Consider the following 18,584-nt stretch of genomic DNA (forward strand, 5'->3'; position numbering starts at 1 on the left):
ATCGGGTACGGACCGCCTTCGTTCTATTCGATTCCGGCGATCGCGCCTTCGCCGCGGCCGTCGGCGCCGCCGATCCAGCCGCGTCCGATGCGCTGCAGGCCATTCGCCTTGAGCGGCAGGTCGCTAACACTGGTGTCGTGGCCCATGGCCTTCAACTGTCCCTCAAGACCGGCCAGCGGCGTATCCTCCTCCAGAACGACGGGGCCGAGCGCGGCGTAGAGTTGCGGCAGCTCAATGGCTTCGTCGATGCTGAGGCCCCAATCGATGACGCCGATGATCGCCTTCGCGGTCTGCGCGATAATGGTGGGACCGCCGGCCGCTCCGACCGCGAACGCCACCTCTCCACTCGGCGCGTAGACGATCGTCGGCGACATGGAACTGCGAGGCCGCTTGCGCGGGGCGATCGCGTTCGCCGCGGGAAGTCCGTCGACGACGGGCTGGAATGAGAAGTCGGTCAGTTCGTTGTTGAGGAAATAGCCGTTCACCGTCAGGCCGGAACCGAACACGGCCTCGATGGTCGAGGTGAGCGAGGCGACGTCCCCCTCCCGGTCGGCCGTCACGAAATGCGAGGTGCCGCCGTCCGGCGGTTGCCGTACCATGGCCACGTTCGGCGCTCCGGGGGGTGTGCCGGCCTCCACGGTTTCGGCCGCGCGCTGCGGATCGATCAGATCGCTGCGGGCCCGGGTATAAGCCTTGTCGATGAGGCCGCTTGTGGGAACGGAGACGAAATCGGGATCGCCGAGATATTTCTCCCGGTCGGCGAACGCGAGGCGCATGGATTCTGCAATCAGGTGCCAGGCCTGCGGGTCCTCCGGTCCCATGGCCGCGAGATCGAACCGCTCCAGCTGTTCCAGCATCGCGATGACCGTCGTTCCGCCGGAGGAGGGCGGCGGCATGCCGCACACGCGGTAGGAACGGTAGGTGCCGCAAACGGGATCGCGCCATTCCGCCTTGTAATCGCTGATGTCGGCGGTCGTCATCGCCTGCGGATGAACGGGCGCGGATACCACCGCCTGCACGATGGAGGATGCGGAACGGCCGGTGTAGAAGCTCGACGGCCCCTCGGCCTGCAACCGGCGAAGGAAGCGGGCGGCGGCCGGGTTTCGGATCAGCGTGCCCACCGGCTTCGGCTGATCGGCGGCGGTGAAGTAAGTCGCGCGCGCCCATGCGGTCAGCGCCGCCCGGTCCTTCGAGCGCGTCAGCATGTCATGAAGCCTCGGCGTCACCTCGAACCCCTCCTCCGCCAGGCGGATCGCCGGATCGAACAGGCGCGCCCAGGGCAGCTTGCCGAACCGGCGATGCGCCTTCTCCATCAGCCGGACATTGCCGGGGATGCCGACCGACATGCCGCCGACCTGGCTGGCGCGATAGGGCTTCGGCTCCCCGTCGGCGCCCAGGAACATGTCGGGCATCGCGGCGCGCGGGGCGTATTCACGGCCGTCGAGCGCGTAGATCCGCCCGCTTTCACCGTCATGATACATCAGGAAGCCGCCGCCGCCGATACCGGAGCTTTGCGGCTCAACCACCGTCAGCGCGAGCAGTGTCGCCATGGCGGCGTCCGCCGCGCTGCCACCGGCGCGCAGCATTTCCTCGCCGGCCTCTGCCGCCAGAGGATGCGCGGCGGAGACGATCGCGCTGTAGACCTGTTCCTGACCCTGATCCGAGATCGCCTCGGGCGCAGCCGTCGCCTGGGGCGCGGCCGGGGGCGCGCAGCTTGCAAGAAGGGCGATGGCGGCCGCGGCAAGGGCGGCAGAGGATGAAAGGCGCGTCATGGCGCGCGACACTAGGCCGCCGGGCGAAGCGGAGCAATGGCGAGGAGGAAGGGGCGCGGGGGCACCTACCGCGCATCCGCGCCGACAGCCTCCGCCACCGAGGCGAAACCGTCCGCCTTCACATGCTTTGCAAGACCTGCCGCCAGCCTGCGCGGCAGGCGCGGCCCCTCATAGACCAGAGCGGTGTAAAGCTGCACCAGCGAGGCGCCGGCCCGGATCCGAGCATAAGCGTCCTCGGCGGTCTCGATGCCGCCGACGCCGATCAGCGGCAGCCGCCCGCCGGTCGCCTGGCGGAAAGCGATCAGGCGGTCCAGCGCGCGCGCCTTCAATGGTCGGCCGCTCAGCCCACCCTCCTCGGCGCGGCGATCGGATCGAAGCGCGTCCGGCCGCGCGATCGTCGTGTTCGAGCAGATGAGGCCGCTGACGCCGCTCGCGAGCGCCACCTCCGCAATGTCGGCAACATCGCTGTCGCTGAGGTCCGGCGCGACCTTCACGAACAGCGGTATGGCCCGGCCGCCCCGGGCGGCAAGGCTGCGTTCCAGCAGTTCCGCCAGCGCGTCCTTCGATTGCAGGGCGCGCAGGCCCGGCGTGTTGGGAGACGAGATGTTCACCGTCAGATAATCCGCAAGGGGTGCGGCCCGCCGAACGCCCACCTCATAGTCGGCGATGCGATCCTCCGAATCCTTGTTCGCCCCGACATTGATTCCCAGCATCCCCGCCCCGGTTCCAGGCTGACGCCGGGACAGACGGGCAAGCGCCCGGTCCAGTCCGCCATTGTTGAAGCCGAGGCGATTGATGACAGCCCGGTCTTTCGGCAGGCGAAAAATGCGGGGGCGGGGGTTGCCGGACTGCGGGCGCGGCGTCAGCGTGCCCACCTCGACGAAGCCGAAACCGAGGCCCAGCATGGCGGCGGGGACCTCCGCATTCTTGTCGAACCCCGCGGCAAGACCCACCGGATTGGCAAAGGTCAGACCGGCGACATCGCTGCGCAGCACGGGATCGGACGCGGGCACCGGCCCTGTCGGCGCCCGCTTCAGCGCCGCGACGGTCATGCCGTGGACGCGCTCTGCATCCAGGCGGAACAGAAGGGGGCGCATCAGGGGAAAGAACATGGACATGGGCCCGCCCTAGTCAAAAGCGGCGGGCGCTTCTACGGTCCGGCGCGAACAACACGATCCAGAAGATGGGGGAACATTACGGACATGAACCGCAAGATCATCCTGCTCGCCGCCTGTGCAGTGCTGCCTGCCTGCGCCGGCTCCAACGCGGCCGATCCTGCCGATGTCGCCGCGCAGATTCGTGCGAACGACGCGGCGGCTCCTGCACCGGCGCCGGCTCCTGCACCGGCGGCCGCCGCAACGCAGACTGCGACACAGCCCGCCGCCGCCGGCCAGTCCGCCGCCGCCACAAATGCCGATGCGCGGCTTGCGGCGTTCTTCGAGACGTACAACGAGGCCGTGCTGGAACGCTCGCCGACGACCAAGGCCTATCGCGGCATCATCGATGAGGATTATGGCCGCTGGGGTGAATATTCGGACGCGGCGGAGCAGCGCGACTATGCCGAGGACATGGCGTTCCTCGAGCGGATGCGCGCGACCTTCGCCGATGCGCAGCTGTCGGATGACTCGCGCCTGTCCTACGACCTGTTCGAATCGATGATGGCGCGGCGCGCCAAGGCATTCCCCTTCCGCCGCAATTCCTACGTCTTCGACCAGATGAACGGCGCGCATTCGGATCTTCCCGCCTTCCTGATCAACATTCACAAGGTCACGAACGCCGACGAGGCACGGGCGTATGTTTCCCGGCTGGAGGGTATGGACGAGGTGTTCGACACGCTGATCGAGGAGGCGAACATCCGCGCCCAGAACGGCGTGCAGCCGCCGGACTGGGTCTACCCCTACGTCCTCAGCGATATCGACAATCTCTTGTCCGGCGCCCCCTTCACGGACGGGGAGCCGACCGCGCTGATGGCGGACCTGACGGAGAAGGTGAACGCGCTCGGCATCGATCAGGCCGAGAAGGACCAGATCCTCGCCGCCGGGCGCACCGCCCTTCTGGAGCAGGTTGGGCCGGCCTATGAGCGCCTGCGCGCCGCTATCGAGCAGCAGCAGGCCAATGCCCCCACCGTCGACGGCGTGCACCGATTCAGCGACGGCGCCGCCTATTATGCCGAGCGCCTGGGCTATTACACCACGACCGACATGACCGCCGATCAGGTGCACCAGCTCGGCCTGCAGAATGTCGAACGCATCCACAACGAGATGCGCGCCATCATGAAGCGGGTCGGGTTCGAGGGGACGCTGCAGGAATTCTTCGAAAGGCTGCGCTCCGACCCGGCGATGTTCTACGATACGCGGGAGGCCTATTTGGCGGCCGCGCAGCAGAAGGTCGACGCGATGAGGGCGAAGCTGCCGGAATATTTCGGCCGACTTCCCAAGGCGGACCTGCGCATCAAGCCGGTTGAGGCGTTCCGCGAGAAATCGGCTGGCAAGGCGTTCTACAACGCGCCGGCGCCCGACGGATCGCGCCCCGGCACCTATTATGTGAACCTCTACAATCTGCGCGACATGTCGAAGACGGAGCTGGAGGCCCTTGTCTATCATGAGGGCATTCCTGGCCACCACATGCAGCGCGCATTGCAGGTGGAGCAGCAGGACCTGCCGCCCTTCCGCCGTTTCGGCGGCTTCACCGCCTATACGGAGGGGTGGGGCCTCTATGCCGAGGAACTGGGCAAGGACATGGGCTTCTACCAGGATCCCTACAGCGACTTCGGCCGGCTGGGCATGGAACTGTGGCGCGCCTGCCGTCTCGTGGTCGACACCGGCATCCATTCCAAGAAATGGAGCCGGGAAGAGGCGATCCAGTATCTGAAGGAAAATACGCCCAATCCCGATGGCGACATCGAAAAGGCCATCGAACGCTACATCGTCTATCCCGGCCAGGCGACCGCTTACATGGTCGGCAAGCTGAAGATCATGGAACTGCGCCAGCGGGCCATGGACCGGCTGGGCGACCGTTTCGACTGGCGCGGCTTCCACGACGCGGTGCTGGGTTCCGGCCCTGTCCCGCTCGATATTCTGGAAAGCAACATGAACGCCTGGATCGAGGAACAGGCGGCGCAGGGCTAGCGCGTCAGCTCAGCAGCGAAAGCGGCGGAATCAGCCTGTGCTCGTTCCGCCGCCGAAAGCTCTGCTCCATCAGATCCGATTTGGTCGCGGCGTAGCGGGCCGGGGTCATCCCGGTGAAGGCGCTGAACTCGCGAATGAAGTGCGACTGATCGTAAAACGCCTCGCCTGCCGCATCGACCCACCGCATCCCGGGGTTCAGGCGCAGGCGCATGGCCGCGCGCAGGACACGGCTCTTGCGCGAAAGCGTCTTCGGACTGGTACCGAAATACTGATGGCAAAGGCGCTCGGTCTGGCGGGCGGACATGTCGCAGGCCGCCACAAGATCGTCGACCTGCGGCGCCTCCGACATTGTCAGCCAGCGCTCGGCGGCCGCCTGAAAGCGTGCGCCGCGTGCCGGTCTGACGGCCAGCCGCCGGAACAGCATGTCGGCACAGCCTGTCAGCTCCGCATCGCTTCGCGCGCCGCGCATGCAGTCGACCGCATCCTCTGCGGGCCTGCCGACAAGATCCGGCAGCGGCGTGATGCGGTCGGCCATTTCGTCCGCCGACATGCCGAACATGGTTTCGAAGCCGAGCGGCAGGAGCCCGGCCCCCAGGACCTTCCCGGGGCCGAATGCGGTCATGATCAGCGGGCGCGTGCGGTGGCCGAACAGAACCGCGCCGTCGTAAAGACCGGACCGGTCCGCAACGCTCATCCGGTACTGCCCCGCCAGCCCGAACCGGATGTTCGACTGTTCCGCCTGAATGATGTCGTCGAGCCGCAGCAGATCGTATTCGAGCACGTAATAGCTGGACAGGTAAGCCCGCAGATCCCGGGCCGGCAGATAAAAATGCATCTCGATCATACCGGTCCCCTTCCGGCCGCAATGCTTGGCGCAAGCATAGCACAGGTTGGAAATGCAGGCACGATTCGAATGGGGCGGAGGAAGATATGCACGGCCCGGCCAAGGGAAGCCGGACCGTGCAAGTTCGAGCCCATGACCGGACGGGATTTTCGGGGCCGCCCAATCCCTGTCCGCTGACAGGCCCGAGGTAGAATGGACGCCTCCTAGCGCGGGCGAGCGAGTCGGAATTGTAGGAATCCGACATGCCCCGCTTGAAGGGCATGTCGCCGCGCCCATATAAATCGGACCGATTGAGTATGATTAGATGATTCGCCTCAGCAACCTTGCCGATTATGCCGTCGTCGCGATGGTCGCCCTTGCGCGTAGCGGGGACCGGCTGAACGCGGCCGACCTCGGCCAGAAGAGCGGCATTCCCGCGCCGACCGCGCAAAAGCTGGCCGGCCTTCTGACGCGTGCGGGACTGCTCGCATCCGTGCGCGGCGCCGGCGGCGGGGTGCATCTGGCGCGCCGGCCGCAAGCCATTCGCCTGACCGAAATCATAGAGGCGGTGGACGGCCCGATCGGTTTGACGCAATGCCTGCACGAAGGCGCCGAAGACTGCATCGTGGGGGCGAATTGCAGCGTGAAGCCGCACTGGACATTGATCAACGCACGCGTCCGCGCCGCATTGTCGGACGTCACGCTTGCCGAACTGATGCAACGCGCACCCGTCGCTGCCGGCGGCGCGTCCGTACACGAGAAGGAGATGGCCTGATGGCCGCCAACGCCGAAGCCCTCGCCCTTGCCGAGGAGAGCTCCAAGTACAAATGGGGCTTCACCTCTGACGTCGAATCCGAACTGTCGCCCAAGGGGCTGGACGAGAACACCGTCCGCTACATTTCCATGAAGAAGGGCGAGCCGGAGTGGATGCTGGACTGGCGCCTGAAGGCGTTTCGCCTTTGGCAGACGATGGAGCATCCCGACTGGTCAAAGCTGAACGTTCCGCCGATCGACTACCAGGACGCCTATTATTACGCCGAGCCGAAGAAGAAGCCGACGCTGGAAAGTCTCGACGATCTCGATCCGGCGATCCGCGAGACCTATGAGAAGCTCGGCATTCCGATCGAGGAGCAGAAGGTGCTCGCCAATGTGGAGGGTGCCCGCAAGGTCGCCGTCGACGCTGTGTTCGATTCGGTCTCCGTCGCCACTACGTTCCGGGAGGAACTGACCAAGGCCGGCGTCATCTTCATGTCGATTTCGGAGGCCATTCGCGAGCATCCGGAGCTGGTCAGGAAGTGGCTGGGCGCGGTCGTGCCGCAGCGCGACAATTTCTTCGCCACCCTCAACAGCGCGGTCTTTTCCGACGGCACGTTCGTCTACATTCCTGAGGGCGTACGCTGCCCCATGGAGCTGAGCACCTATTTCCGCATCAACGCGGAGAATACCGGCCAGTTCGAACGCACGCTGATCGTCGCGGACAAGGGCAGCTATGTCAGCTATCTGGAGGGGTGCACCGCGCCGCAGCGCGACGAGAACCAGCTTCATGCCGCCGTCGTGGAACTGGTCGCGCTCGACGATGCGGAAATCAAATATTCCACGGTCCAGAACTGGTATCCGGGCGACGAGAACGGCATGGGCGGCATCTACAATTTCGTGACGAAGCGGGGGCATTGCCGCGGCGCGCGCTCGAAGATTTCCTGGACGCAGGTGGAAACCGGCAGCGCCGTCACCTGGAAATATCCAAGCTGCGTGCTGGCAGGCGAGGACAGTGTCGGGGAGTTCTATTCCGTCGCGCTGACCAACAATGCGCAGCAGGCCGACACCGGCACGAAGATGATCCACCTGGGCAAGAACACGCGCTCGACGATCATTTCGAAGGGCATTTCCGCCGGCCGCAGCGACAATACCTATCGCGGCCTGGTGCGGGTCGGCCCCTCCGCCGAGAATGTCCGGAACTTCACGCAGTGCGACAGCCTGCTGCTGGGGGACAAGTGCGGCGCGCACACCGTCCCCTACATCGAGGTGAAAAATCCGTCCGCGCAGATCGAACATGAGGCGACCACGTCCAAGATCAGCGACGATCAGCTTTTCTATGCGATGAGCCGGGGTCTGGATGAGGAAGAGGCGGTGGCGCTGATCGTCAACGGCTTCGCGCGCGAGGTGCTGCAGCAGCTGCCCATGGAATTTGCCGTCGAGGCACAGAAGCTGCTCGGCATCAGCCTGGAGGGCGCGGTCGGATAAATTCGCGGCGTTTCGCAAGGACGCCGCTTCGAATTGCTCGGCATGCGCCGCGCGCAGCGGCGGACCGCGGCAGAACATGATGTCCGGCACGGACCGGAACGACGAGGATTTGAAATGCTAAAGATCGAAGACCTTCACGCGGGTGTCGAGGGCACCGAAATCATCAAGGGGCTCAGCCTCGACCTGCCCGCGGGCGAGGTTCACGCCATCATGGGTCCGAACGGATCCGGCAAATCCACCCTGTCCTACGTCCTTTCGGGCCGAGACGGCTATGAGGCGACGGCGGGCAGCGTCACGCTGGACGGGGAAGACCTCCTTTCCATGGAGGCGCATGAACGCGCCGCCGCGGGCCTGTTTCTGGGTCTGCAATATCCCGTCGAGATCCCCGGCGTATCGAACGTCAACTTCCTGCGCACCGCTCTCAACGCCCAGCGCAAGCTGCGCGGCGAAGATGAGATTTCCGCCGCCGATTTCCTGCGCGAGACGCGGAAGGAGGCGGAGGCCTTCGACCTGAGCATGGATCACATGAAGCGCGGCGTGAATGTCGGCTTTTCCGGCGGCGAGAAGAAGCGCAACGAAATGATCCAGATGGCGGTTCTGAAGCCGCGCCTCGCCTTGCTCGACGAGACCGATTCCGGCCTCGACATCGACGCGCTGCGCGTCGTTGCCGACGGCATCAACCGCATGCGTTCGCCGGATCGCAGCTTCCTGCTCATCACGCACTATCAGCGTCTTCTCGATTATGTGAAGCCGGACAAGGTGCACGTGCTGCAGGACGGCCGCATCACGCGCACGGGCGGGCCGGAACTGGCGGCGGAGCTTGAACGCGAGGGCTATGTGGGGATCGCAGCTTGACCTTGCCTCAACGCCTCGACGAACTGAACCTGCCGCGCCGGCACGAGGATTGGCGCTGGACCGATCTGAGTGCGGCGGAGGCGGCCCTGTCCGCCAGCCCCGCCAACGACGCCGCGCCGGACGCGACGCCCTACCTGATCGACGGGATCGAGGGCCCGGTCCTGCTTTTCGTCGATGGAAAATATGTCGAAGCCGCCAGCCGGCCCGGCCCGGTCCGGGTTGAAAAGGGCGTAGCACATGATGCTGGGAACGGTCCTTTGGCGGAAATTGCTGCGCAGCATAGTCTGCACAAGATTTCCCTGAGCGGCAGCGGCCAGCGTGTGCAGATCGTCCATATCGCAACGGGCGGACAGGCGCATCTCGACCTTCAATACGTGGTGGCGGCGGGGGAGACAGCCCGCGTCGTCGAAACCTATGCGGGCGGCGGCGAAAGCTGGGTCAATCTGGCGCTGTCCGCGTCGGTCGCGGAGCGCGGCCGGCTGCGACGCGCGGTGCGCATCCTGCAGGATGCGGGGGCGTGGACGGAAACGGTGAACGGCCACCTGGCAGCGGACGCGCATTACGGATCCGTCAGCCTGATCGGTGCGGCGGCCGCGGTACGCAGCGAGTATGATTTCGTGCTCGGCGACCGCGCCCATGCGCAGGTCGACGGCACGATGGTCGCGGGCGCTCGGCAGCATTTCGACATCGTCGGTCGTATCCGCCATCAGGGCGTCGGCGGCAGCAGCGGCCAGACCTGGCGCAGCGTCGTGGCCGGCAGGGCGCAGGCGAGCTTTGCCGGACGCATCGAGGTTGCGCGCGGCGCGCGGCAGACGGACGCGAACGAGGACGTGAAGGCCATTCTTCTCGACCGCACGGCCACGGCCAATGCGAAGCCGGAACTGGAAATCTTCGCCGACGATGTGAAGTGTGCACACGGCGCGACGGTCGGCGAACTCGACAAGCGCGCCCTGTTCTACATGGAAAGCCGCGGCCTGCCACCGGAACGCGCCCGCCAGCTGCTGACCGAAGCCTTCGTTGCCGACGCATTCGAGGCCGTTGAGAATGCCGATCTTCGCGCCGCCCTGGGCGAGGATGCGCGCCGTCTGCTGGAGCGCGTGCGGTGAACGCGGAAGCGCCTGTGACGCGTGACCACCGCGCGGACTTTTCCGGCCTGGCGCCTGGCTGGTCCTACCTCGATTCCGCCGCCACGGCGCAGAAGCCGGCAGCGGTCATCGACGCGGTCGCGCGTGCCTATGGCGAGGAATATGCCACGGTGCACCGCGGCGTCTATGCACGCAGCGCAACGATGACGGAACGCTACGAGGCCGCGCGTGCACGGGCCGCGCGCTTCATCGGTGCCGGCAGCGCGGACGAGATCGTTTTCGTACGCGGCGCCACCGAAGGCATCAATCTGGTGGCGGCGAGTTGGGGCGGCGCCAATCTGAAGCCGGGCGACCGCATTGTTCTATCCGCGCTCGAGCATCATTCGAACATCGTTCCCTGGCAGCTGATCGCCGAACGGACGGGCGCGGCAATCGACGTCGTTCCCCTGACACCGGCGCAGGGCATCGATATAGATGCGCTGGAATCGATGCTGGACGAGCGGCACAGGATTGTCGCGCTCAATCACGTCTCCAATGTCACCGGAGCCGTGGCCGACATTCCCCGCGCGGCAAGAGCGGCCCATGCCGTCGGTGCGAAGCTGCTGGTCGACGGGTGTCAGGCCGCGCCGCGCCTGCCTGTCGACGTGGACGCGCTCGGCGCGGACTTCTACGTCTTTTCCGGGCACAAGCTGTACGGACCGACAGGAATCGGCGTGCTCTGGGCGCGCGGCGAGATTCTTGCGGAGATGCCGCCTTATCAGGGTGGCGGCTCGATGATCGAAACCGTGACGTTCGAACAGTCCACCTATGCCCCGCCCCCCGCCCGGTTCGAGGCGGGAACCCCGCATATCGTAGGCGCGGTCGGCCTGCACGCGGCGATGGATTATGTCGCGGGGATCGGCCTCGACTGGATCGATGCGCACGAGCGTGCGCTTGCGGCCGAAACGCGCGATGCGCTGCGCGGCATCAATTCGCTGACCCTCTATGGCCCCGAAGACGGCAGCGGCATCGTCTCCTTTACCATGGAGGGGGTTCACCCGCACGATATCGCCACCATATTGGACGAGGAACAGGTCGCCATCCGGGCCGGACACCATTGCTGTCAGCCGCTGATGATGACCCTGGACGTTCCCGCCACCGCCCGCGCCAGCTTCGGCATCTATTCGGGCGCGGCGGACGTCGAGAAACTGGTGAAGGGCCTGGAACGGGTCCAGAGGATTTTCGGATGACCGACGATACGAGACCGCGTCCCGTCGCCCCCGATCTGGGCGCACCGACGGAGGATTTGAGCTCCACCGACCGGGAGGCGAGTGCCTTTTTCTCCGGGCCGGAGGACCGGCAGGAGCCGGAAGGTGGGCGCAACAAGGATTATCTGGACGGCTTCCTGAACGCCCAGCCGAACACGCCCGTTCGCGGCGCGCCGGGCGGCGAACTCTACGAACAGATCGTCGAGACCCTGCGGGAGATCTACGATCCGGAAATCCCGGTGAACATCTACGACCTCGGCCTGATCTACGGCATCGACATTGACGACGACCATGCCGTCGTGACCATGACGTTGACGACGCCGAACTGCCCGGTGGCCGAATCCATGCCGGCCGAGGTGGAGATCCGCACCGGATCCGTTCCCGGGGTGGGAAGTGCGGAGGTGAATCTGGTGTTCGATCCGCCCTGGGATCCGAACAAGATGTCCGACGAAGCGAAGCTCGAACTGGGAATGCTCTGATGGCCACACGCGAACGCCCCGCCCCGATCACGCTCAGCGACAATGCCGAGGCGCGCATTGCCGCACTGATGAAGGACGCGCCGCAGGGAACGGCGGGCGTGCGCCTGTCGACACCGCGGCGCGGCTGTTCCGGCCTTGCCTATTCCATCGACTATGTCGACGCGCCGGAAGCGACCGACGAGCGGATCGAAACGCCCGCCGGCCCGCTGTTCGTCGATGGCCCCTCGCTTCTTTACCTGATCGGCAGCCGCATGGACTGGAAAGAGGACGATTTCGTTTCTGGTTTCGTCTTCGAAAACCCCAACGCCAAGGGTGTGTGCGGCTGCGGCGAAAGCTTTACGGTCTAGGCCGCAAACCGGTCGCCGCCCCCCTATCGCTGGCGGCGCAGAATGACGTAGCTGGCGCCGCTGCCGCCATGCCGCTGGCTCGCCGGCCTGAGCGCGGCGATATAGGGCCGCAGGTCCGCCCCCTCGCACCATATCGGAAAACGCTGCGAAAGGATGCCGCGGGGTGCCTCGTCCGGGCCGCGCGGCTTTCCCGTAATGACAAGCAGCGTGCGCAGACCGTCGGCATAGGCGTTCTGGACCGCCGACACGAGCGCATCGTGCGCGGCCGCCTGCGTCAGTCCGTGCAGATCGACTGTCCGCTGCGGGCGCACGGCCCCTTTGCGCAGCCGCTTGTCCCAACCGCCGTCCAGCGAGGCGCCGCTGACCGGGCGCGCCGCCAGGTCGGCGTTCATGTCGGGCGCTGCGGGCACGGTATCGCGGACGCTGACGCGCAGTTTGGGCGGAGAAGGCGGCGCGGCATCGCCGCTGCGGTCGAGCGGACGGACCGTCTGCGCAAGCTGATGCCACAGCGCCGCGTCGGCCGGCGTCAGGGGCTTTGCGCGCCGGACCATCAGCGCACCGCACCGTTCGAGACTGGCGAAGACCCGGACTGGCAGCACATCTCGCGTCTCTCCCGGCATAGTGAGCGTGCGGCGCCGGGATCCGGCCGGCGCCCCGCGCGCACTATAGCGCGGCCTTGCCCTGCCGATCCAGCGCCGCCAGCGGCATGTCGCGCATCAGCTTCGCGGCGGCCGCGTTCGGCAGCAGGATATAGGCCGTCCCCTCCGACGACAGGCCCCCGGCGATGGTTCGCGCGCGCTCGCCGGCGCCCCAGAACAGGTCGAACCGGTTCGCGCCCTTGATGGCGCCGCCCGTATCCTGCGCCACCATCAGCTTCGAAAACGGCTGAAAACGGCCGCTTTCGTCCATGTAGCGCGTCGTCAGGAAAACCGGCGCACCCAAGGTGACGAACCGCGGGTCCGCCGCCAGCGACACCTCCGGCGTGACCGGCGCGCCCATGGCGCCGATCGGCCCCTCGCCCGTCAACTCCTTGAAGAAGATATAGCTCTTGTTTTCGAGCATCAGCGCGCGCCCGCGATCGGGATTGGCGCGCAGCCAGCGCATGATGCCCTGCATGGACGCTTCGCCGGGTGCGAGAGCGTTCATGTCGCGCAAACGGCGCCCGATACCGACATACTCGCGCGCATTCTGCCCGTCATAGCCGATGCGCATGACGCCGCCGTCCGGCAGGCGCAGGCGGCCCGAGCCCTGAATCTGCAGAAAGAAGAGCTCGATATAGTCCTTGGCATAGGCGATCTCGAGGCCGCGGCCGGCAAGCGCTCCGGCGTCGATGGCGGCGCGGTCGTGATAGAGCGTGAAATTGCCGTTCTCGTCCAGGCGGCCGGTCATCGGCTTCGTCGCGCCGGGATTTTCGGGGTCGGGCTGCTCCGCCTTCACCAGATCATCCGGGCGACCGTAGATCGGCACTGCGCAATCGGGCGACTTGACCCGGCATCCGGCGATCTCCGGCTCGTAGTAACCCGTCACGAAGGCGTTTCCGCCGCTGACGATGACAGGCGTGAAGTTCGTTTCGAAGAAACGGCGCGGATCGGCCGCGGCCCCGGCCTGCTTCGCAGCCTCGCACGGGACCAGCCAATCGTCGGAAATTGCGAGGCGACTGGGATCCGACCGGCGCGTGACCGCGTAGCAGCTCTTTTGAAATGCCGCGAAGGCATCGGCGACGTTGATCTCGCGCCAGCCGGGCATCGCGCTGAAGGATGCGGTCCGCACACCCGCCTCGCGCGCGGTTTCCGGCTCGTCCGGTTCCAGGGGCGGGGGCGGCTCGCTCGGCGCGGACGGCGCCGGCGTAGCCATATCCGATGGGGAACCGGGGATCGGCTGACGCACCGCCGGAACACATGCAGTCAGAGATGCGGCGAGAAGCAGAAAGACGGCCGAACGGTGTTTATGGCGCAATGGGGGCGATCCTTTGACTGGCGGGAATACTCCCCGCGTCTAGGGGAAAGGGAAAGCGCCGTGAATCCGCTGCCTGCACGCCCCCTCGCATGCAGGCAGCGGATCACCGCACCATGGCCGGTCCCGAACTAGCGGGAGCGGCTGTATTGCGGCGGCAGGTTCGTATCCGCCGCCGCCGGGTTGTAGCGGTCGCGAAGCTCGGTCTGCCGGCTTGTCATGGGCTGGCGCACGCCGTCGATGAAGACAGCGGTCGGGGCCGAGCGCGTTTCCAGCGGATCCCCGTCCCAGACGACCACGTCGCCCGCGGCCCCGGCGATCAGCCGGCCGGCCTCGAGCCCCAGGATGTCCGCCGGCACGCTGGTGATCGCCGCCAGGGCCTGCTCGTGCGTCAGGCCGGCCGCGCCGGGGATGCGGCCCTGCGCGACGGTCTGCCCCGCCTCCTGCGCCAGCCGGGGGCTGACGGTGGAATTGCCGATATCGGACAGCGCGACCTGAACGCCCGCCGCCACGAGCCGGCCCGCGTTCGACTGGGTGGAGGCAATCGATTCGAAGCGCGAGGGCAGGTTCTGCATCGGCGTCGTGATGACCGGAACGCCGGCAGCCGCGATCTCGTCTGCGACCAGCCAGCCTTCCGCCGCGCCGAGAAGGATCATGCGCATCCGCGGATAATCCTCCTTCAGCGTCAGCGCCGCGCGAATGTCGCTGGCCCGGTCGACGCTGATCATCGCCGGCGTGCGTCCCTCGATGACGTCGACAAGCGCTTCGGCATCGGAGCGGGTGAGCAGCGAATCCTCGCTGCGGCCGAAATCATAGCCGTTCGGGTTGCGCGCAAAGGCCTGGGCCTCACCGAAGGCGTCCTTCAGCCGCGTGAAGACCGCCAGACGGCCACCACCGGCATAGCGCGCGCCCGCTTCGCCGAGCGCGATCATCTGAAACGCGCGCGGCTTCACGACCAGGTCAGGGTCGTTCGCCTTCAACTCGATGACTGCGCCCTGACCGCCGAACAGGTCATTGGACGGTGAGGGGGCGGTCGCAGCACGGGTCAACCCCTCCAGCCGGCTCACGGCGATCCCGGTCGAATTCGGGTTCACCGCCAGGGCCACGTCCAGCGACGCGCTGTAGGGGCTGTCCTCGGCCTCCGTATCGTTCGTTTGGGACACGCCGCCGATCTCGACGATCCCGAGCTGCGAATAGGGCGCGACCAGGCCCGGGGTTACCCATGCGCCTTCCGCGTCCAGCACCTCCATGCCGGCGGGCGCGGCGCCCGCGCCGACGGAGGCGATGCGCCCGTTCCGAACAATGACGGTGCCCTCAACGGGCGCCGCGCCTGTACCGGCCGCAATCTTCGCATTGGTGATGGCGATGTTCTGCGCCGCCGCCGGCATGGCAGCAAGCGCCGCAGCACCCAGCGTCAGTCCTGCAAGAAAGCGCTTCATTTCACGTCTCCTTCACCCGGCTGGCCGAGCTCGAAATCGCTGACCGGCCGCAATTCGGGGCGGTTTACGTCGAACATCAGCGCACCGTCGATCCACACCTGTTCGGGACGGGCATAGACGCTGAGCGGCTCGCCGTTCCACAGGACGACGTCGGCGCGCTTGCCGACCTCCAGGCTGCCGATCTCGTCTTCCAGGCCGATGGCCTTCGCCGCATTCTCGCCGATCCACGTCCAGGCGGTTTCCGGTTGAATGCTAAGGCCGGCGCGATTGCCGTCGGCCATGGCCTTCGCGGTTTCCTGATTCAGGCGCTGAATGCCCAGATCGTCGTCGGAATGGGTGATGGCGCAGCCGCCGGCCGCCTCGACGAACGGGATGTTCTCGCCGATGCCATCATAGCTTTCCATCTTGAAGCCCCACCAGTCGGCCCACATGGCCGCGCAGGTGTTCGCCTCCGCCAGCATGGGCGCGATCTTGTAGGCCTCGACCGCGTGGTGGAACGCGGCAACATGATAGCCGAACTCCTTCGCCATATCGAGGATGAAGGCCATTTCGTCGGCGCGGTAGCAATGCTGCTCCAGCAGAATGTCCCCGTCCAGAACGCCGCGCAGCGTGTCCATCTGCAGATCGCGCGTCGGCATGTCCTTTGCCTTTGCCGTGCCGTCCTCGACCTTCTCGTCCCAGCGGTCCCACTTCCGGTCATATTCGACCGCCTTCTGCCAGGTCATCCGGTAGAGCGCGAAGTTGCCCATCCGGCTGGACGGCATGCGGCCGCGACTGCCGTAGACGCGCTTCGGATTCTCGCCGCATGCCATTTTCAGGCTGTATTTCGCGCCGGGAAACTTCATGCCCTGCACGGTGGTCGAGGGGACGTTCCGCAGCGTGACGCCGCGCCCGCCGAACAGATTGGCAGACCCCGGCAGCACATGGAGCGTGGTAACGCCGGCTGCCAGCGCGCGCAGGAAGCCCGGGTCCTGCGCCCAGATGCCATGCTCCGCATGCACCTCGGCCGTAACCGGGCCGCTGATCTCATTGCCGTCGGACAGGGCCGCGACACCGGGGGAGGCATAATTGCCCAGATGCGAGTGCACATCGATCACGCCCGGCGTCACCCACTTGCCAGCCGCGTCGATCCGCGTCGCATCGGCGGGTGCATCCACACTCTGGCCGATGGCGGCGATCTTGCCATCCTGCATCAGCACCTGACCGCCCATGAGGGCGTTCCCGGCGCCATCGTAGATATTGGCGTTGGTGATCAGCGTCGGCACCGAGCCATAGGGGCGGTAGGTCGACGGATAGGGGTTGCGGTCGATGGTCGGCACGGACTCGCTGGACGCGCTCGAATCACTGGCGGTACGCGGCGAATCCGCACTGGCGGTGGCACAGGCGCCAAGCGCCAGCGCCGCCGCCGCGGCTAGGAAATTACGCAATGGGTTTCTGCTCCCTTTCGGTGTGAATGCCGGCGGCCTGGTTCTCTGCCAGTTCGCTTTCTCCGGCGAGGCTGTGGTCGACGTCGTCGGCCAGGGTGTCCAGATGCATCAGGCGCTTGACGAGCGGCGAGACCACCAGGACGGCCACGCCGATGATGACGGCGTAGATGCCCACGGTCTGATAGACGCCCAGCACGACCTCCTTGCCTGCTTCCTCGCCAACGCCTTCCGCGCCGGTGGCGGAGGCGATCAGGCCCGCGGCGAAATTGCCCGTAGCGGAGGCAAAGAACCACGTGCCCATGATCAGCGATGCCATGTGAACGGGCGCCAGCCGGTTCATGGCGCTGAGGCCCACCGGCGACAGGCAAAGCTCGCCCATCGTGTGAAGCAGGTAGATGAGGAAGATCAGGATGACCGGCGTCGGGTTGTCGACCCCGACGGCCTCCGCCCCGTACACCAGCACCAGAAAGCCGAGACCGACCTGGATGACGCCCAGGCCGAACTTGAACGGCGTCGACGGCTCCGCCCCGCGTTTCGCCAGCATCGTCCACAGTCCGGCGAAGACCGGCGCCAGGAGGACGATATAGATCGCGTTGATCGACTGGAACATGGACGCCGGAACGCCGCCGGTGTCGACATGACGGTCGGTGAACAGGTTAAGGGACGAGCCCGCCTGCTCGAACAGCGCCCAGAAGACGATCGAGGTCAGGATCAGGAACATGGCCGCGAAGATGCGGTCCCGTTCTTCTCGCGGCAGGCGCGTCACCGCGATGAACAGAACGTAAAGGACGAGAAGGCCGCCGAAGATGCCGAGAACGGCGCCGACCAGCTCCTGGAACTGGATGGCGAGCCAGCAGATCGCGACCATGCCGAGGCCGGCGGCATAGGTCCACCATTCCAGGTTGATGCCGGCGATCGGACGCTTCAGCGCGGCCGGATCCTTGGGCTCGCCGCGTCCGAGCAGGAAGGGCTTGCCCCAGCTGAAGACGATGAGGCCAAGCAGCATGCCGACGCCGGCCGCGCCAAAGCCATAGGACCAGCCATAGGACTGGCCGAGATAGCCGCACAGGAGCGAGCCGAGCGCCGCACCCGAATTGATGCCCATGTAGAAGATCGTATAGGCCGGATCGCGGCGGATGTCGGTGCGCGTGTAGAGCTGGCCGACGATGACCGAAATGTTCGCCTTCAGAAAGCCGGTACCGACGATAATGAGCGCCAGCGCGAGCCAGAAGACGTAAATCATCGGATTGTTCGTATGGCCCGCCTCCGGACTGCCCTCCAGCGCCATGACGAAATGACCGAGGGTGAGGAGAACGGCGCCGTAGGCGACCGCCTTGCGCTGTCCCAGATAACGGTCGGCAAGATAGCCCCCGACGACCGGCGTGATGTAAACGAGCGCGGTATAGGCACCGTAGATGACGGACGCCTCGCCGTCGGTGAACAGCCAATGCTGCACCAGATAGAAGATCAGCAGCGCCCGCATGCCATAGTAGGAGAAACGCTCCCACATCTCGGCGAAGAACAGGATGAAGAGGCCCTTTGGATGGCCCAGAAACGTCCCGGCGCTGTCCGTGGACGGCAGGCCCTCTGGCGCTGCGGCGTTGATGTTTGCCATAAAGCGGCTATTCCCCTCAGAACGCATATAACAAGGGAGATGCCGCCCCTCCCGGACGCGCGGCCCCCCATTTGAATGCGCCGGACACTAGCCGCCGCAACTTTGTAAGGGAAGCCCGCCGCATGCCGGAAACGGACTGGCGCAGGACGGGCCGAGGACCCATCTGGAAAGGC

General features: G+C 66.2%; 16 protein-coding genes. 8 read left to right on the forward strand and 8 right to left on the reverse strand.

Translation table 11 applies throughout. The features are described from left to right. Window positions 1–23 precede the first annotated feature (23 nt). Window positions 24–1,772: a gamma-glutamyltransferase gene (gene ggt, locus C725_RS07080; protein ID WP_149864575.1), complete on the reverse strand. Its 1,749-nt coding sequence runs from the start codon at window positions 1,770–1,772 to the stop codon at window positions 24–26. Window positions 1,773–1,837: 65 nt separating this feature from the next. Further along, window positions 1,838–2,890, reverse strand: a complete 1,053-nt coding sequence (locus C725_RS07085; protein WP_008601389.1) for a quinone-dependent dihydroorotate dehydrogenase — start codon at window positions 2,888–2,890, stop codon at window positions 1,838–1,840. Window positions 2,891–2,974: 84 nt separating this feature from the next. Here C725_RS07085 and C725_RS07090 point away from each other — a divergent pair, with 84 nt between their 5' ends. After that, window positions 2,975–4,900, forward strand: coding sequence for a DUF885 domain-containing protein (locus tag C725_RS07090; protein WP_008601391.1), 1,926 nt, complete (start codon window positions 2,975–2,977; stop codon window positions 4,898–4,900). 4 nt (window positions 4,901–4,904) lie between these two features. Here C725_RS07090 and C725_RS07095 read toward each other — a convergent pair whose 3' ends face one another. After that, window positions 4,905–5,744 (reverse strand): helix-turn-helix domain-containing protein, encoded by an 840-nt coding sequence (locus C725_RS07095; protein ID WP_008601394.1) that lies wholly within the window; start codon window positions 5,742–5,744, stop codon window positions 4,905–4,907. Between the two features lie 304 nt (window positions 5,745–6,048). Between C725_RS07095 and C725_RS07100 the strand changes: the two genes are divergently transcribed. From C725_RS07100 to C725_RS07130, 7 genes are all read left to right on the forward strand, one after another. Then, window positions 6,049–6,498, forward strand: coding sequence for an SUF system Fe-S cluster assembly regulator (locus C725_RS07100; RefSeq protein ID WP_008601395.1), 450 nt, complete (start codon window positions 6,049–6,051; stop codon window positions 6,496–6,498). Beyond that, window positions 6,498–7,964 carry a Fe-S cluster assembly protein SufB gene (gene sufB, locus C725_RS07105; RefSeq protein WP_008601397.1) on the forward strand — a complete coding sequence of 489 codons (1,467 nt, stop codon included), beginning with the start codon at window positions 6,498–6,500 and terminating at the stop codon, window positions 7,962–7,964. Before C725_RS07100 ends, sufB begins: the two co-directional genes overlap by 1 nt. 114 nt (window positions 7,965–8,078) lie before the next feature. Beyond that, window positions 8,079–8,819: a Fe-S cluster assembly ATPase SufC gene (gene sufC, locus C725_RS07110; RefSeq protein WP_038282234.1), complete on the forward strand. Its 741-nt coding sequence runs from the start codon at window positions 8,079–8,081 to the stop codon at window positions 8,817–8,819. After that, a complete protein-coding gene (locus tag C725_RS07115; RefSeq protein WP_078056184.1) occupies window positions 8,816–9,925 on the forward strand; it encodes a SufD family Fe-S cluster assembly protein in 1,110 nt (369 codons plus the stop codon). The genes sufC and C725_RS07115 overlap by 4 nt, the downstream gene beginning before the upstream one ends. A 14-nt stretch (window positions 9,926–9,939) precedes the next feature. Next, window positions 9,940–11,133 (forward strand): cysteine desulfurase, encoded by a 1,194-nt coding sequence (locus tag C725_RS07120; RefSeq protein WP_038282238.1) that lies wholly within the window; start codon window positions 9,940–9,942, stop codon window positions 11,131–11,133. Continuing rightward, on the forward strand, window positions 11,130–11,630 hold the full coding sequence (locus tag C725_RS07125) for an SUF system Fe-S cluster assembly protein (RefSeq protein WP_008601404.1): 501 nt from the start codon (window positions 11,130–11,132) through the stop codon (window positions 11,628–11,630). The genes C725_RS07120 and C725_RS07125 overlap by 4 nt, the downstream gene beginning before the upstream one ends. Further along, window positions 11,630–11,977: a HesB/IscA family protein gene (locus tag C725_RS07130; protein WP_008601407.1), complete on the forward strand. Its 348-nt coding sequence runs from the start codon at window positions 11,630–11,632 to the stop codon at window positions 11,975–11,977. The genes C725_RS07125 and C725_RS07130 overlap by 1 nt, the downstream gene beginning before the upstream one ends. Window positions 11,978–12,000: 23 nt before the next feature. Here the strand turns inward: C725_RS07130 and C725_RS07135 are convergent, their stop codons facing one another. The 5 genes from C725_RS07135 to C725_RS07155 all read right to left on the reverse strand — a co-directional run bounded on the left by C725_RS07135 (window position 12,001) and on the right by C725_RS07155 (window position 18,411). Continuing rightward, complete coding sequence (locus C725_RS07135; protein WP_008601409.1) at window positions 12,001–12,576, reverse strand: Smr/MutS family protein; 576 nt, start codon at window positions 12,574–12,576, stop codon at window positions 12,001–12,003. 64 nt (window positions 12,577–12,640) lie between these two features. Then, window positions 12,641–13,933, reverse strand: coding sequence for a murein transglycosylase A (gene mltA, locus C725_RS07140; RefSeq protein ID WP_008601412.1), 1,293 nt, complete (start codon window positions 13,931–13,933; stop codon window positions 12,641–12,643). A 128-nt stretch (window positions 13,934–14,061) separates the two neighbouring features. After that, a complete protein-coding gene (locus C725_RS07145) occupies window positions 14,062–15,369 on the reverse strand; it encodes an amidohydrolase family protein (RefSeq protein WP_008601415.1) in 1,308 nt (435 codons plus the stop codon). Then, on the reverse strand, window positions 15,366–16,796 hold the full coding sequence (locus tag C725_RS07150; protein ID WP_008601417.1) for an amidohydrolase: 1,431 nt from the start codon (window positions 16,794–16,796) through the stop codon (window positions 15,366–15,368). The genes C725_RS07145 and C725_RS07150 overlap by 4 nt, the downstream gene beginning before the upstream one ends. Beyond that, entirely contained in the window at window positions 16,789–18,411 is a 1,623-nt protein-coding gene (locus C725_RS07155; protein ID WP_008601419.1) for a peptide MFS transporter, read from the reverse strand. Before C725_RS07155 ends, C725_RS07150 begins: the two co-directional genes overlap by 8 nt. Window positions 18,412–18,584: the final 173 nt, after the last annotated feature.

Source organism: Pacificimonas flava, from assembly GCF_000342165.1.
In the GTDB taxonomy this organism is placed as follows: domain Bacteria; phylum Pseudomonadota; class Alphaproteobacteria; order Sphingomonadales; family Sphingomonadaceae; genus Pacificimonas; species Pacificimonas flava.